The organism is Altererythrobacter sp. B11 (assembly GCF_003569745.1).
Taxonomy (GTDB): Bacteria; Pseudomonadota; Alphaproteobacteria; order Sphingomonadales; family Sphingomonadaceae; genus Croceibacterium_C.
On sequence record NZ_AP018498.1, the window covers coordinates 1,171,118 to 1,185,080 of the forward strand.

Below are 13,963 nucleotides of genomic sequence, written 5' to 3' on the forward strand. Positions count from 1 at the left end.
CGGCGCGTAACGACCCGTTCGTCGACAGCAATAAGCGCACCGCATGAGGGAACTGGCGCGTTTGTTGCCTGCACTGAACGACGTGCAGATCGGCTTCGCGCCGGGGAAAGCCATTTACATGGTTTCAGTGATGAATCCGGTCAGGCGGAGTGGTCACCGTCAGCGGCCCAGCAGCGTCGGTGCGTCAATGGTGAACTTGAAGCCAAGTACCAGCGCGTCTCGAATGTCTCGGGTCCGTTCCGGCGCGCCGGTCTGATCGGGATGGAGGATGTACTGGATATTGGGCGAGACGCGGATCGCGGACGTCAGATGCACGCCATAGGCCAGCTCCAACATATATTGATGCCGGTTGATATCGCTATCGCCGCCCGCCGCAACGCGCGCCGAGCGCATGCGCTCCATCGCCAGATCGGAGAAGCGCTGGTCGCTGATGACGAAGCCGATCGTATCCCGGTCGCGCCCGGCAAAGGTGCCCGTCTGCACGATGCCGAAATCGAGGAAATGGCTGAGCTCCACCCGGCCTGAAAGATTGGTCATCGCCACGCCGAACAGCGAAAGCCCGCGGGGATCGTCGCCGCCCTGACCGGTGACCTGCTGCTGCGCGCGGAAATAGATGCCCGAGCGGCCCTTGCGGGTCGCCGGAGCGCGGCCGGATAGGATGGCGATGCCGCCCGCATCGTCCAGCAGCGGATCGGCATAGTCGCCCCGGTCGATCCAGCCGCCGATGATATAGCTTCCCGGCAGACCGGTGCCGCCCAGATCGGCGGGTCGATACTCAACCTCCCATGGCACGATGTAGCCCGTCGCCCCGCGCAGGTTGAAGGTGAAGCCGTTATCGTCGGGCCGCTTGCGCTCGGGATTGACTTCGTAAATCCCGGCATGGACGTGGAAATCGCGGCCGATCCGCGTTTTTGCCTGCGCCATCCAGCTCGACGCCGGGAAGTAGGTGAAATTGCTGTTCTTGAACACGAAGGTCGGGTTGCCGCAGACCGCGTTGCTCTGAAAATTGCAATAGAGCGGCGAATTCAGGAAATGGATGTTCGCCTGACTCTTGCCCGCTTCCACCGTCAGGCGGCCGTTCAGCAATTGCTGTTCCCAGGTGAGGATGGCGAGATGGGTATTCTGCGTACCGAAGATTTCCTGCACCGACGTGTTGTTGCCGATCGCCAGCGCGGACAGGCTTTCCCCGTGCCGGTTGGTCACCGCCGCATGGATGGTCGCGCCGCCGATGCCGGCAATCCGGTCCATGTCCAGATCCGCACCGACATAGACCTGCCCAGCATAGGCCGCGCTTTGCCGCAGACCGCCGATGGGATTGGCGGCCGCTTCGCCGGTATAGTTCAGCGCAAGGGTGATACCCGCATCAGCGAAGGGCTGGAAAGGCTCGACTTCTTGCGATCCGGGTGTGGGCAAGGCCGGCTGTAACGGTTGCTGCGGGTCGGAAACCGTACTGGTGTCCTTGTCCTGCGTCGTCTGGGCGTCCGCGGGCGAGGGCAGGGCGAGCGCGGCGGCAGCGATCAGCGCCGCAGCCATTCGCGCAGGCAAGCCGGGGGCGTCGGCGCCGCCACGGGCGCCGTGAAGGATGGATACGGTCATGAGCTATCTCCGAGAAGGAAGCGGAATTACATCGCCGTTTCGATTGCTGCGGGGGGCGCGGTGCGCTTGAGAAGGCCGATCAGCACCGCGCTCAATAGCGTGCCTGCCAGGATCGAAAGGGTGTAGAGCCCCAGATGGGTGACGGCGCCGGGGATAGGCAGCACGAACACGCCGCCATGCGGCACCCGCAATTGCGCGCCCAGCGCCATGGACAGTGCGCCCGCAAGCGCGGAGCCGCCGATAAAGGCGGGGATCATCCGCAAGGGATCGCGAGCGGCAAAGGGGATCGCCCCTTCCGTGACGAAGGCGAGCCCGAGCACCGCCGCGGCGCCACCGGCCTCGCGCTCTTCGGGCGAGAAGCGGCTCCTGAACAGCCGCGTCGCGAGCGCCGCGGCCAGCGGCGGGCACATGCCGGCGGCCATTACCGCCGCCATCGGTCCGTAAATGCCGCTCGTGAGTACGCCGATAGCGAACGCATAGGCAGCCTTGTTGACAGGGCCGCCCATATCGAGCGCCATCATCGCCCCCAGCAGTGCGCCGAGCAGGAGAGCGCTCGATCCCTGCATTGCGCGGAGCCATTCGGTGAGCAGAGCGACCGCCGAGGCGACGGGGGTGCCGACAACATAGATCATCAGCAGCCCGGTCGCGAACGTGCCCAGCACCGGCAACACCAACACCGGCATTAGTCCGCGCAGATTCTTGGGCAGGACGATCATACGGTTCAGCCAGTGAACGGCATATCCCGCCACGAACCCGGCCAATATCCCGCCCAGGAACCCTGCGCCCAGCGAATTGGCGAGCAACCCGCCGACCATGCCCGGCGCGATGCCGGGTCGGTCGGCGATGGAAAAGGCAATGTATCCCGCCAGCGCCGGCACGAACAGCGCAAACGCGCCTTCCGCGCCGATCCGGAACAGCGCATTCGCGAAGGTGCCTCGCGCCGCCTCGGCGTTGACGTCGATGCCGCCAAGCGCGAAGGCCATGGCGATAAGGAGGCCGCCCGCCACCACGAAGGGCAGCATGAAGGAGACGCCCGTCATCAGATGTTTGTACGGCCCGGTGCGTTCCTGCTCGCGGGCAGTCCCGCCGGCATCTGCCGCAGTCGCTTCCGCCACCACTCCGGCTTGCGTCTGCGCCTCCGTCAGCGCGCGCTCGATTAGCTGCGCGCCACCTGAAATGGCGGGCTTGGTGCTGGAGGTGAAGACCCGTTTGCCGGCGAAGCGCGCCCGGTCCACTTCGCGATCGGCGGCGATGATGACGATGTCGGCGGCTGCGATCTCTTCGGCGGTGAGCGGCGTGCCCGCGCCGACCGACCCCTGCGTCTCGACGCGGATATCATGGCCCAGCCGCTCCGCGCCTTCCTGCAGCCCCTCGGCCGCCATGAAAGTGTGCGCGATGCCGGTGGGGCAGGACGTCACCGCGACAATGCGCTTTCCGGTCGCCGCTTCGGCAGCATAGTCACTCGGATCGCCAAGGGCGCCCTGGGGATTGGCAAGCACGGCATCGAGCGTGAGATGGCGATCGGCGCGGGCGGCGAGCGCTTCGTCGCCCGCCCCGGCAGGTCCGACCAGCACCAGAACGTCCCCATGGGTGGGCGCGCCGTCGGGAAGAGCGCCGACCACGCCCTGCTCGCTGCGTACTTCGACAGTAATGGCGCGTCCGCTCCCTTGCGCGGCTTGGCGCAGGGCTTCGGCCGCCAGAAAGGCGCGCACGCCCGCCTGCGCATCGTCGACGATGGCATAATATCGGCTCACTTTTTCTCTCCCCGTTCACCCGGCCGATCGTTGAGCGCTTGCGCCGGCCCGGGAAGCCATTCGACCACCACCTCCCGAGCCAGGGCCTGCACGGTGCCCAATTCAGGCAGGTTCGGCCCGGCCATGCCCAGCTTCGCCACCGCGAAAGCGGTGGAAAGTCGAGCGATCCGTTCGAGGCCGGCGCCCTCGGCGAGTGCGGCGGCGATACCCGCCACCATCGCATCGCCCGCGCCCACCGTGCTGGCGAGGTCGCCAATCTGGAGTCGGCCCGTGAGCGCCCCCTCATTCGAGGCGAACAGCGCCCCGTCCTCGCCGGCCGAGATCACCACCAGTTCCACTCCGTCCGCGCGCAGGCGGTCGACGGCCTTCAGCAGGTCTTCGCGTGTCTCGATCGGCCGACCGAGCCATTCGCTCAGCTCGTGTCGGTTCGGCTTCACCGCATCGGGCAGGATGTCCGCCGTGAGCGCGAGCCGCCAGGGTGTACCGCTGGTATCGAGGAGCACGCGGGCGCCCGCGCGCTTCGCCATTGCCGTGATATCCGCGTAAAGATCGGGGCGCGCGCCGGGCGGCAAGCTGCCCGAGAGGATCAGAAGGTCGCCCGCCTGCAGCCGGCGCCGCAGGGCCTCCGTCATTTCGTGCGCGACTTTCCCATCAATCGCGATGCCTGCCATGTTGATGTCTGTGGTTCCGGCATCGTCGACGATCTTCAGATTGACGCGGGTCGAGCCCGGAATCCGGATCATCCGATCCCCGATAGCCTTGGCCGCGAACAGCGCATCGAAGGAAGCGGCATTGTCCGCCCCCAGCAAACCGTGTGCCTCGACGGGCGTACCCCAGTCGGCGAGGCAGGAGGCGACGTTCACGCCCTTGCCGCCTGCATTCTGGCGTACCTGACGCGCGCGGTGGACCGCGCCGACTTCCAGTCGGTCCAACACCACCGTCTCGTCGATGGCGGGGTTGAGGGTGACGGTGAGGATGTTCATTCGCAGCTTCCCGCTGCGCCAATGTTCTGTTCGTCGAGCGCGCGCACCTCGCCCGGATCGGACGCGGCGAGGGCGCGCTGCGCCAGGTCGCGCAGTTCGGCCATCGCGGCGCGGCGCAACCGCGCTTTCACCGCAGGAATATCGCGCGGGGTCATCGATAATTCGCCGACGCCCAGCCCCGCCAGCAACGCCGCGCCGAAGGGATCGCCGGCGATCCCGCCGCATACGCCCACCGGGCGGCCATGGGCCTTCGCACCTTCCACGCAGGTTGCGATGAGGTTGAGCACAGCAGGGTGCAGGCTGTCCGCCTCGGCGGCAAGCTCCGGGTTCTGGCGATCGATGGCCAGCGCATATTGGGTGAGATCGTTGGTGCCGACCGAGAAGAAGTCGGCATGCTGCGCCAGTGCGCGCGCTTGCACGGCTGCCGCGGGAACCTCGATCATGATGCCCACGGGGACCTTGGGCGCGTCCAGCGCTGCGCGAATCTCCTCGCACCGTGCGCGCAGCCGCACCAGTTCCCATACCGATGTGATCATCGGGAACATGATCGACAGGCCGCCGCCATCGGCGCCCGCGTCCTTTGCCGCGCGGTAAAGCGCGCGCAATTGCGGATCGAGCAGATCAGGCCGGCGCAGCAGCAGCCGCGCGCCGCGCACGCCAAGAAATGGGTTTTCCTCTTCCGGCAGGTCGAGATGCGGCACCTGCTTGTCGCCGCCGATATCCAGCGCGCGCACGATCAGCGGCCGACCTTCCAACGCATCGATCATGCCGCGATAGGTCGCATATTGTTCGTCCTCGTCCGGGCTGTGTCGCGCTTCGAGGAACAGGAATTCGGTGCGCATCAGGCCCACGGCCTCGCCCCCCTGCGCGAGCGCGAAGGGCACCTGATCGGGACGGTTCACATTGGCCGCGATTTCGATCTGCACGCCGTCCGTGGTCGTTGCCGGGCGACCACGTTCCGCCTCTTCGGCGGCGCGGCGCTCTTGCTGCGCAGCGATCCACGCCCGCGCGGAAGCGAGATCGGCCTCTGTCGGATCGATCCACACCCGCCCGCCATCACCATCGACGATGGCGGTGGTGCCCGATGCCACTCCCAGCAGCCGCGCGCCGCCCGCGACCACCGACGGCAGTCCGAGCGTGCGCGCGAGGATGGCGCTATGCGATGTCGGCCCGCCCAGCACGGTGGCGATGCCGGCCACACGCGCGGGATCGAGCGTCGCAGTATCTGACGGAGACAAGTCCGATGCCACCAGGATGGCGCCCTCGTCGGGCAGGTCGTCCGACGTTCCTATGGCGAGCGACGAGTCGATCTGCGCGAGTACCCGGCGGCCGACATCGTGGAGATCGGCGGCCCGGGCCGCGAGCACCGGATTGCCCAACGCCGAAAGCTGGCCGGCCACGCGCCCCACCGCCTCGTGCCAAGACCATGCGACGCCGTGGCCCTGCACCATCAGCTGACAGGTGAGTGTGATGAGGTCGGTATCGTCGAGCAGTTCGGCCTGGGCACGGAAGATCGCGGCATCGGAAGCGCCCAGCCGCCGCGTCGTATCATCGATCAGCGACTTCATCTGAGCGCGCGTGCGCGTCAACGCCTCGTCAAGTTCGGCCCCGCCAGCGACGAGATCGACCGGCGTATCGGGCACGTCGAGATCGGGCGCGGCGAGGACGTGGATGGTGCCGATGGCGATGCCGGGGCTGGCCGCGACACCGGCGATCATAGCTATATCCCCTTCCGGCTTCCATCCCGTCACTGGCGCGCGTTGCTTCTCCGCCGCGAGTTCTGCGTCGCGGCGCTCACGCGCGGTGAGGTTGCGCGCGGTCTTCACCAGCGCGTCAAGCGCCGCGCGTGCATCCGTCCCCTCGGCAGAGAGTATCAGCCGGTCGCCTTCGCGCAATCCAAGCTGGAGCAGCGATATGAGGCTGCGCGGATCGGCCACATAATTCCCATGACGCACTCGCAGGCGCGCCTCGGTGCCCTTCGCCGTCTCCACCCAGGCCGAAGCGGGGCGGGCGTGAAGGCCGGCGGGATAATCGACCGTCCATTCCGCGGTTTGCGCATAATCGGTAGCCGCCTCGGCGGGCGCGGCGGCGGTTTCCTCGCCTTCGAGCGCGCGGGCGATCGCTTCGGGATCGTCGCTCGCGATCAGCGCTTCGAGCCGGGCTTCGTCCTGAATCAGTCGGGTCAGCCGCCGCAAAATGGCGATATGGCTGTCCGAATTGGCGGCGATGCCCACCACGAGGCGGGCGGTCTGCCCCGGATTCCATTCGACGCCGTCCGGCACCTGCAGCACGGCAATGCCATCGTGGCGAACCAGCGCGCGATCTTCCTTCAATCCGTGCGGGATGGCTACGCCTGAACCCAGGAAGGTGTTGGCCACGTCCTCCCGCGACAGCATCGACTGGACGTATCCGGCCTCGACCGTGCCGGCCGCGACGAGGATCTGGCCGGCTTGCCGGATTGCATCCTCTTTCGACGCGGCCTCAGCCCCGATTCTGACATGGGTGGTGCCCTCGGCACCGCGGACCCGAGCGCTATCTGCCAACATCCTACTCTCCACGATCTCTACGTCGTTATTTTGAGAAAACGTTTTCTCTACTCTGTTGTCAAGGGTGGTTGCGAAAAGATTGACGAATCTTCATGATGTCGCGCGAAAGTTTACCAGACATCGGCGCAGGTGAGAGAACGTTTTATGGCTGTCGGCATACGCGATGTGGCGCGAGAGGCCGGGGTTTCTCCCGCCACCGTCTCGCGCGTGCTTGCCGGAAAGGCGGTCGATCGCTCCATGCGCGAGCGCGTGCTGGCAGCGGTGACGGCAACCGGATATCGTCCCAATCTGGCCGCACGGCGTCTGCGTTCGCAGCGATCCGAGACGATCGGGCTGATCGTCGCCGATATCCGCAATCCCTTCTTCACCGCCGTTTCGCGAACCATCGAGATGATCGCGGCGGAGCGTGGACTGCGGCTGATTCTCAGCAATACGGACGAGGACTCGGCGAAGGAGGCTGCCTACCTTGACCTGATGGAGCAGGAACGGGTCAACGGCGTGATCCTTGCTCCCGCGCGGTCCACCGACCGGCCGCCGGAACATGACTTTCCGATGGTGCTGATCGACCGCAACGTGCCCGGCAGCGCGCTCGATTGCGTGACACTCGACAACGAAGCGATGGCCGCCGCGCTGGTCGACCATCTCGCCGCGAACGGCCACCGGCGCATCACGGGGCTGTTCGGCGCTGATAGCGATACCGGTCGCGCGCGCCGCATCGGCTTCGAACGCGCCGGCGCCCGACTCGGCCTCACCACGATGGGACACGCCGTCCCCCACGCCGAATGCGAGGGCGCCGCCACGCTGCGCGCACTTCTCGAAGGAAGGGAACGGCCGGATGCGATTGTCGCTAGTAACGGTGTGATGCTTTTGAACGCGCTACGCGCGCTGCGCGAGATCGGTCTACGGGTGCCCGACGATGTCGCCCTAGCGGGTTTCGACAACAATGACTGGATGGAATTCGTCGGTGGCGGACTGACTGTAATCGAACAGCCCGTCAACGAGATCGGACGCACAGCGATGACCATGCTGCTGGACCGGATAGCGAACCCCGGCGTACCCGCCCGCAAGGTGGTGCTGCAGGGCCGCATGATAGAGCGCGGCTCGTCCGTACGACATACACAGGGCGCCTGGAGCAAGGAATGACGGACATGGCAGATCGCCGGCTACGCACGAAGCCGCCTATCGGGCCGGACACGAAATTGTGTATCTCACTCTCCGGCCGGCCTGGGCGGTCGGGCACGCTGCTCCACAACCGGCTTTACGAAACGACGGGTCTCGACTTCGTTTATAAATCCTTCGGCACGCAGGATCTGGCGGGCGCCGTCGCTGGTATCCGGGCGCTGGGGATCCGCGGCTGCGGCGTTTCCATGCCATTCAAGGAAGCGGTAATCCCGATGCTCGACGCGCTGGAAGGATCGGCGCGCGCTATCGACAGCGTCAACACCATCGTCAACGACGATGGTGTGCTGACCGGCTACAATACCGATTTCATCGCGGTGCGCGACCTTTTGGCGGCGGACGGCATTGATCCGGCGACGCCGTTCGTCCTGCGCGGCAGCGGGGGGATGGCGAAGGCGGTGGCTGCCGCCCTTCACGATCTGGGCTTCGCGAACGGCATCATCCTGGCCCGCAACCGAGGCACCGGACCTGCGCTTGCACAAAGCTATGGCTATGCATGGAGCGAAGACCTGCCGGACACCGGCGCACCGCTGCTCATCAATGTAACGCCTGTCGGCATGGCGGGCGGGAATGCGGGCGAACTAGCCTTTCCCAAAGCCTGGATCGCGGCATCCGACCTCGCCTTCGACGTCGTGGCGCAGCCCGCCGAAACCCCGTTCATCCTGACCGCGCGCGATGCGGGCAAGCGCGTTATCTCGGGCGCGAGCGTGATCGTACTCCAAGCCGTCGAACAATTCGCGCTTTATACGAGCATTCGCCCCGCTGCCCACGAGATCGTCGAAGCGGCCGCCTTCGCCCATGGCGATGCCGTGGCGACGCAGGTTCGCAACGTCTTAGCGATGGGCGCTAACCGGCCCGCCGGAAAGGAGTTGTAGGACCATGCCCAATCCCGGACCGAGCCTCAGCCGTTTTCTGATCGAGCAGCAGCGCCTGCCTGGCTCCACCTGCCCGGCGGAACTGCGCCTCTTGATCGAAACGATCGCCCGCGCCTGCAAGGTGATCAACCATGCCATCTCCAAAGGCGCGCTCGGCGACGTGCTGGGCAGCCTGGGGTCGGAGAACGTGCAGGGCGAAGTTCAGAAAAAGCTGGACGTTATCGCCAACGATCTGCTGCTCGACTCGAACGAGTGGGGCGGGCACCTCGCCGGGATGGCATCGGAGGAGATGGAAGCAATCCATCTCATCCCCAATCGTTACCCGAAGGGCGAATATCTGCTGCTGTTCGATCCCATCGACGGATCGAGCAATGTGGATGTCGATCTCACCGTCGGTACGATCTTTTCCATACTCCTTGCGCCGGAAGACAGCGCAGGTCGCGATGTGGAGGAGCGCGATTTCCTCCAGCCCGGCCGCCGCCAGGTCGCCGCCGGATACGCGATCTACGGCCCGCAGACGCTGCTGGTGCTGACGGTCGGCAGCGGTGTTTACGAATTCACGCTCGACAGCGAGATCGGATCTTGGCGCCTGACGGACGGCCCGCTGACGATTCCCGCCGGCAATCGCGAATTCGCGATCAACATGGCGCGTCGCAGGCAGTGGTCGCCCGCGATCACGCGTTTCGTGGAGGACCGCCTCCAGGGGAGCGAAGGGCCGCTTGGCGAGGATTATAACATGCGCTGGACCGCCTCCATGGTGGCCGACGTGCATCGCATCCTGAAGCGCGGCGGCGTGTTTCTCTATCCCGCCGATCATCGTGCTGGGGGCAGGGGAAAGCTGCGCCTGCTCTACGAAGCGAACCCGATGGCCTTCCTGATTGAACAGGCGGGCGGCGCGGCGAGCGACGGAGCGAAACGTATTCTCGATGCCGAACCGATCGGGCTGCACCAGCGCATCGGTGTGATCCTTGGCGACAAAGCGGAGGTCGCTGCGGCGTCGGGAGCACGATCCTAGAGATACCTTGCAAGAACTGCCCACCCCGGGCCTGGCTAGCTTGAGACTATGCCGCGCTTCCATCGAAGGGAGAATACGAAAAAGTCAGCGTCATTTCCGCAAAACAGATGACCAAAATCAGCTTCTCTTGCGGCAATCTGGCTGAAGCACGTTCACGCACAACCGACTCTGTAAGATACGCTTCCAGCAGAAGCTTATCGCGATTGTGCTCCCGGAATGTCGTACTCCGAGCGCAAGCGGTCAATGCCCCCGACGACAGACAACATCAGCTTCGCCCGATCGGAACCCGATAGCTGTGTTCCGGACCCTTCGCATCAGCCCAAATTCGATCATCAACTTGAGCGTCGCTGCAGCGCCTCGGCACAAGCTCTCCGGGTGGGCTGATCGCCCCTCCCCGGGCAATCAGCGAGTGGCTGCATGACTTGCTCGACCAGTGCGTTCCGCGACCGCGGACAGCTTGACCGCCCCGCATGTCAATTCGCGGCGACCTTCGGCGCACACTTCTTACGATGCGCACTGAGCGCGAGATGCTCGCCTGGTCGAAAATCTCTCAGAAATCAACCGCTTATCGCGGGATGTGGCGGAGACGGAGGGATTCGAACCCTCGATACGATTACTCGTATGGTTCCTTAGCAGGGAACTGGTTTCAGCCACTCACCCACGTCTCCGGGCCTTCTGGCGAGGGGCGGCCTATAACGGCGGTACGGGTGCGCATCAAGTGGGTGTGGTGCAATGGCGAAACTTCGCTCCGGCGGCTCGCACTGGGAGGATTCGGCTCGGCCCGAAAGCGACTCGCTTCGCCGCGCATTCATTGCTGCTTCAGGCGTGAGGGATTCTTGTTGCCCGGCAAGGGTGCGACCGGATGGAAGAGGGATTTGCCGAGAATGATGATGCAGCTAGCCGCCAATTGCCGCCGCCATGCGCTCGCCGTGGTGCTTGGGCTCGCGGTCGCCTGCGCGGCCTCTCCCACGCTGGCGCAGGGCATCCAGACGGTCGATCCGGACGCGGCGATCGACGGCGACCTGGCCCAGCCTCAGGCGCCGTCCAGCAGTGCGGATGGCGACTACCAGATTCCTGATTACAAACAGGACGGCGATGTGCCGCCCCCGCCCACATCGCAGCCCGATTATGGGCAGCCGGCTGCCACCACCGGTGCCCCTGCCGCAGATCCGGCGGCGGCGGAAGCGCAGGCAGCGGTGTCTGGCGAGGGCGATACCTACAAGGAAGATGACCTGATTGGTGCGGCCGAGGGACTGTTCGGCAAGGGTGCCGAAGGGCTCGCTGGACTGATCGAGGATATCCTGCGCAAGCAGGGCGAGCCCAACGCCTATATCGTCGGGCGCGAGGCGGGCGCGGCCTTCATCTTCGGCGCACGCTATGGCTCGGGGACGCTGTTCCACAAGGTGGAGGGGCAGCGGCCGGTGTACTGGACCGGGCCATCGATCGGCTTCGATGCCGGCGCCAACGCGGGCAATACCTTCGTGCTGGTGTACAATCTCTACGACACGGAGGAGCTCTACGAGCGCTATCCGGCGGGCGAGGGACAGCTCTATTTCGTCGGCGGCTTCAATGCGAGCTACCTTCGCAAGGGCGACGTGGTGCTGATCCCCATCCGCGTCGGTGCGGGGCTGCGCGTGGGCGTGAACGCCGGTTACATGAAGTTCTCCAAGAAGCAGCGCTGGCTGCCTTTCTGATACGGGACCGCCGCAAAGGCGGAAATACAGGAAAAATTGGCGGAACCGGCTTGCGGCGCGGCGTGAGGCTGGGCATGAGCGCCGCGCCATGCTGGACAGACTCGAACAACAGCCGCCCGACGCGCTTCTCGCGCTGATCAAACTCTATGAGGCCGACGCACGGCCCGACAAGATCGACCTTGGCGTGGGCGTCTATCGCACGCGCGATGGCGACACGCCGGTGTTCGCCTCCATCAAGGCGGCCGAGCAGCTGCTGGTCGATACGCAGGACACCAAGGCCTATCTCGGGCCGGAAGGCGACATGAGTTTCGTTCATGCGCTGATGCCGCACATCTTCGGCAAGGATGCCACGCATCATGGCCGGATCGATGGCATGCAGACACCCGGCGGAACCGGCGCGGTGCGCCTGGCGGCGGCGCTGGCGAAGCGCGCCGGTATCACCCGCGTACTGATGGGCACGCCGAGCTGGCCCAACCACGCGCAGATCTTTGCGGACCTGGGTCTCGAGCTGGTCGCCTTCAACCATGCGACGGAAGACGGCGCCGCCGATCTTCAGGCGCTTGAAGCGGCCTTGCAGGATGCGGGCGAAGGCGATGCAGTGCTGTTGCACGGCTGCTGCCACAACCCCACCGGGGTGGACTATACGCCGGAGCAGTGGGACGCCATCGTCGCCCTGCTGGCGAACAGCCCCGTGCTGCCGATCGTCGATCTCGCCTATCAGGGCCTCGGCCGTGGCATGGACGAAGATGCGGAAGGCACGCGCAAGCTGTTGGCTGCGGTGCCGGAAGCGCTGGTGGGCTACAGCTGCGACAAGAACTTCGGTCTCTATCGTGACCGCGTCGGCGCGCTCTATGTGCAGGCACGTGATGCGCAGGGGCTCGGCCCGATCCTCTCCAACGGCGCGGCGCTGGCCCGCGCGGCCTGGTCCATGCCGCCTGATCACGGCGCGGCCGCGGTGCGGCTCGTGCTGCGCGACTCCGCGCTGACCGAGCAGTGGCTGGCCGAGGTCGCCGAAATGCGCCAGCGTATCCGCCAGGTCCGCGCGGCTCTGGCCGAGCGCGGCACCGCGGGCGCGATCGACCTCGCGCCGCTGGCCGAACAGAATGGCATGTTTGCCATGCTCAAGGTCAGCAAGGAGCAGGTGCAGCAATTGCGGGAAGAGCACGGCATCTACATGGCCGGTTCGGGCCGCATCAATATTGCCGGCCTCACCATGAACAACCTGCCCAAATTCGTGGCTGCCCTGGCCGACGTCACCGCTTGAGCATGAACCGGCAACCGTTTCTCGAAGGGGAACGGCTGTGGCTGCGACCCCTGGAAGAGCGCGATTGGGAGCCACTCTACGAGGTAGCCTCCGATCGCGAGCTATGGGCTATGCACCCGGAGCCGAACCGCTGGCAGGAGCCGGTCTTTCGGGCCTTTTTCGAGGATGCTCTGGCGCAGGGCGGAGCGCTGGCGGTGGTGGACAAGGCCAGCGGCGGAGTGATCGGCTCCTCTCGCTTCCAGGGGTATGATCCCCGTGGGGAGGGGGAGGTGGAAATCGGCTGGAGCTTCCTCGCGCGCCATTACTGGGGCCTGGGCTACAACGCCGAATTCAAGAAGTTGATGCTGGCCTACGCCTTGCGCCATGTGGGGCGGGTGATCTTCCGCGTGGGCGCTGGCAATGTGATTTCCCGCCGCGCAATGGCCAATATCGGCGGCCGGCTGACCGGTGAAACCTATTGGGCAGACCGGGGCGGCCGGCAGATCGAGCATGTGGTGTTCGAAGTCACGCGCGAGAGTTTCGCGGCGGGGCCGCTCTCCGCATAGGGCAGCGTCAGTTTTCGGCCTGTGGGCCCGCAGCCGCCTTTTCTGCTTCGGCCTGCGCGGCAGAGGCGCCTTCCCGCTCCGGTGCAGGCTTGGCCTTTGCTGCCGCCTCCGCCGCCTCTTCGCGCGCAATGTCTTTCTCCATCGCGTCAACGTCGAGGCCGGTGGCGCGGCCTAGCGCACGATAGATCTCCTTGCGACGCTCTTCAGCGGCGGCGATCATCGCTTCGCGCTCTTCCTTGCGCTTTTGATTGGCGATGTTGGAGGCGATGATCTCCGCATCGGACCGGTCCGCCGACCATGCGGTGATATAGGTGATCTTTGGCTTTGGCGGGTCTGCCACCTGGGTTTCCGGGATAAACAGGGTCATCAGCCCCGTCGTGGCCGCAATCGACACCGCGAGCACGCGCCAGCGCTGCGGGTTGTCCCGCCACACGTTTGCGAAGTCGGCGACCGCGCCACCCGGTGAAACATTACGCCAGAAAGCCATGGCCCGCAGATAGGCGTTCCCCCCG

Annotated in this window: 11 protein-coding genes and 1 tRNA gene; 6 read left to right on the forward strand and 6 right to left on the reverse strand. The window is 65.7% G+C overall.

Annotation, left to right across the window (positions count from 1 at the left end):
• Positions 1-159 precede the first annotated feature (159 nt).
• From AEB_RS05555 to ptsP, 4 genes are read right to left on the reverse strand one after another with little or no spacing between them, the layout of a single operon-like run.
• Entirely contained in the window at positions 160-1,596 is a 1,437-nt protein-coding gene (locus AEB_RS05555; protein WP_231958927.1) for a carbohydrate porin, read from the reverse strand.
• 26 nt (positions 1,597-1,622) lie between these two features.
• Positions 1,623-3,350, reverse strand: coding sequence for a PTS fructose transporter subunit IIC (locus AEB_RS05560; protein WP_119082297.1), 1,728 nt, complete (start codon positions 3,348-3,350; stop codon positions 1,623-1,625).
• Complete coding sequence (pfkB, locus tag AEB_RS05565; protein ID WP_172593011.1) at positions 3,347-4,333, reverse strand: 1-phosphofructokinase; 987 nt, start codon at positions 4,331-4,333, stop codon at positions 3,347-3,349. Before pfkB ends, AEB_RS05560 begins: the two co-directional genes overlap by 4 nt.
• Entirely contained in the window at positions 4,330-6,879 is a 2,550-nt protein-coding gene (ptsP, locus tag AEB_RS05570; protein ID WP_119082298.1) for a phosphoenolpyruvate--protein phosphotransferase, read from the reverse strand. Before ptsP ends, pfkB begins: the two co-directional genes overlap by 4 nt.
• A gap of 144 nt (positions 6,880-7,023) precedes the next feature.
• Between ptsP and AEB_RS05575 the strand changes: the two genes are divergently transcribed.
• The 3 genes from AEB_RS05575 to AEB_RS05585 are packed head-to-tail and all read left to right on the forward strand — an operon-like array spanning position 7,024 to position 9,948.
• Positions 7,024-8,022 carry a LacI family DNA-binding transcriptional regulator gene (locus AEB_RS05575; protein ID WP_119082299.1) on the forward strand — a complete coding sequence of 333 codons (999 nt, stop codon included), beginning with the start codon at positions 7,024-7,026 and terminating at the stop codon, positions 8,020-8,022.
• 5 nt (positions 8,023-8,027) lie between these two features.
• The gene (locus tag AEB_RS05580) at positions 8,028-8,933 is read left to right on the forward strand and encodes a shikimate 5-dehydrogenase (protein ID WP_119084480.1); all 906 of its coding nucleotides are present in this window, start codon (positions 8,028-8,030) and stop codon (positions 8,931-8,933) included.
• Positions 8,934-8,937: 4 nt separating this feature from the next.
• Positions 8,938-9,948: a class 1 fructose-bisphosphatase gene (locus tag AEB_RS05585; protein WP_119082300.1), complete on the forward strand. Its 1,011-nt coding sequence runs from the start codon at positions 8,938-8,940 to the stop codon at positions 9,946-9,948.
• A gap of 578 nt (positions 9,949-10,526) precedes the next feature.
• Here AEB_RS05585 and AEB_RS05590 read toward each other — a convergent pair.
• A tRNA-Ser gene (locus AEB_RS05590) sits at positions 10,527-10,616 on the reverse strand.
• A 222-nt stretch (positions 10,617-10,838) separates the two neighbouring features.
• Between AEB_RS05590 and AEB_RS05595 the strand changes: the two genes are divergently transcribed.
• From AEB_RS05595 to AEB_RS05605, 3 genes are all read left to right on the forward strand, one after another.
• Positions 10,839-11,642: a DUF1134 domain-containing protein gene (locus AEB_RS05595; protein WP_119084481.1), complete on the forward strand. Its 804-nt coding sequence runs from the start codon at positions 10,839-10,841 to the stop codon at positions 11,640-11,642.
• 88 nt (positions 11,643-11,730) lie between these two features.
• Complete coding sequence (locus AEB_RS05600) at positions 11,731-12,906, forward strand: amino acid aminotransferase (protein ID WP_119082301.1); 1,176 nt, start codon at positions 11,731-11,733, stop codon at positions 12,904-12,906.
• 2 nt (positions 12,907-12,908) lie between these two features.
• Positions 12,909-13,451: a GNAT family N-acetyltransferase gene (locus AEB_RS05605; protein WP_119082302.1), complete on the forward strand. Its 543-nt coding sequence runs from the start codon at positions 12,909-12,911 to the stop codon at positions 13,449-13,451.
• 7 nt (positions 13,452-13,458) lie between these two features.
• Here AEB_RS05605 and AEB_RS05610 read toward each other — a convergent pair whose 3' ends face one another.
• Positions 13,459-13,938, reverse strand: coding sequence for a hypothetical protein (locus tag AEB_RS05610; protein ID WP_119082303.1), 480 nt, complete (start codon positions 13,936-13,938; stop codon positions 13,459-13,461).
• Positions 13,939-13,963 lie beyond the last annotated feature (25 nt).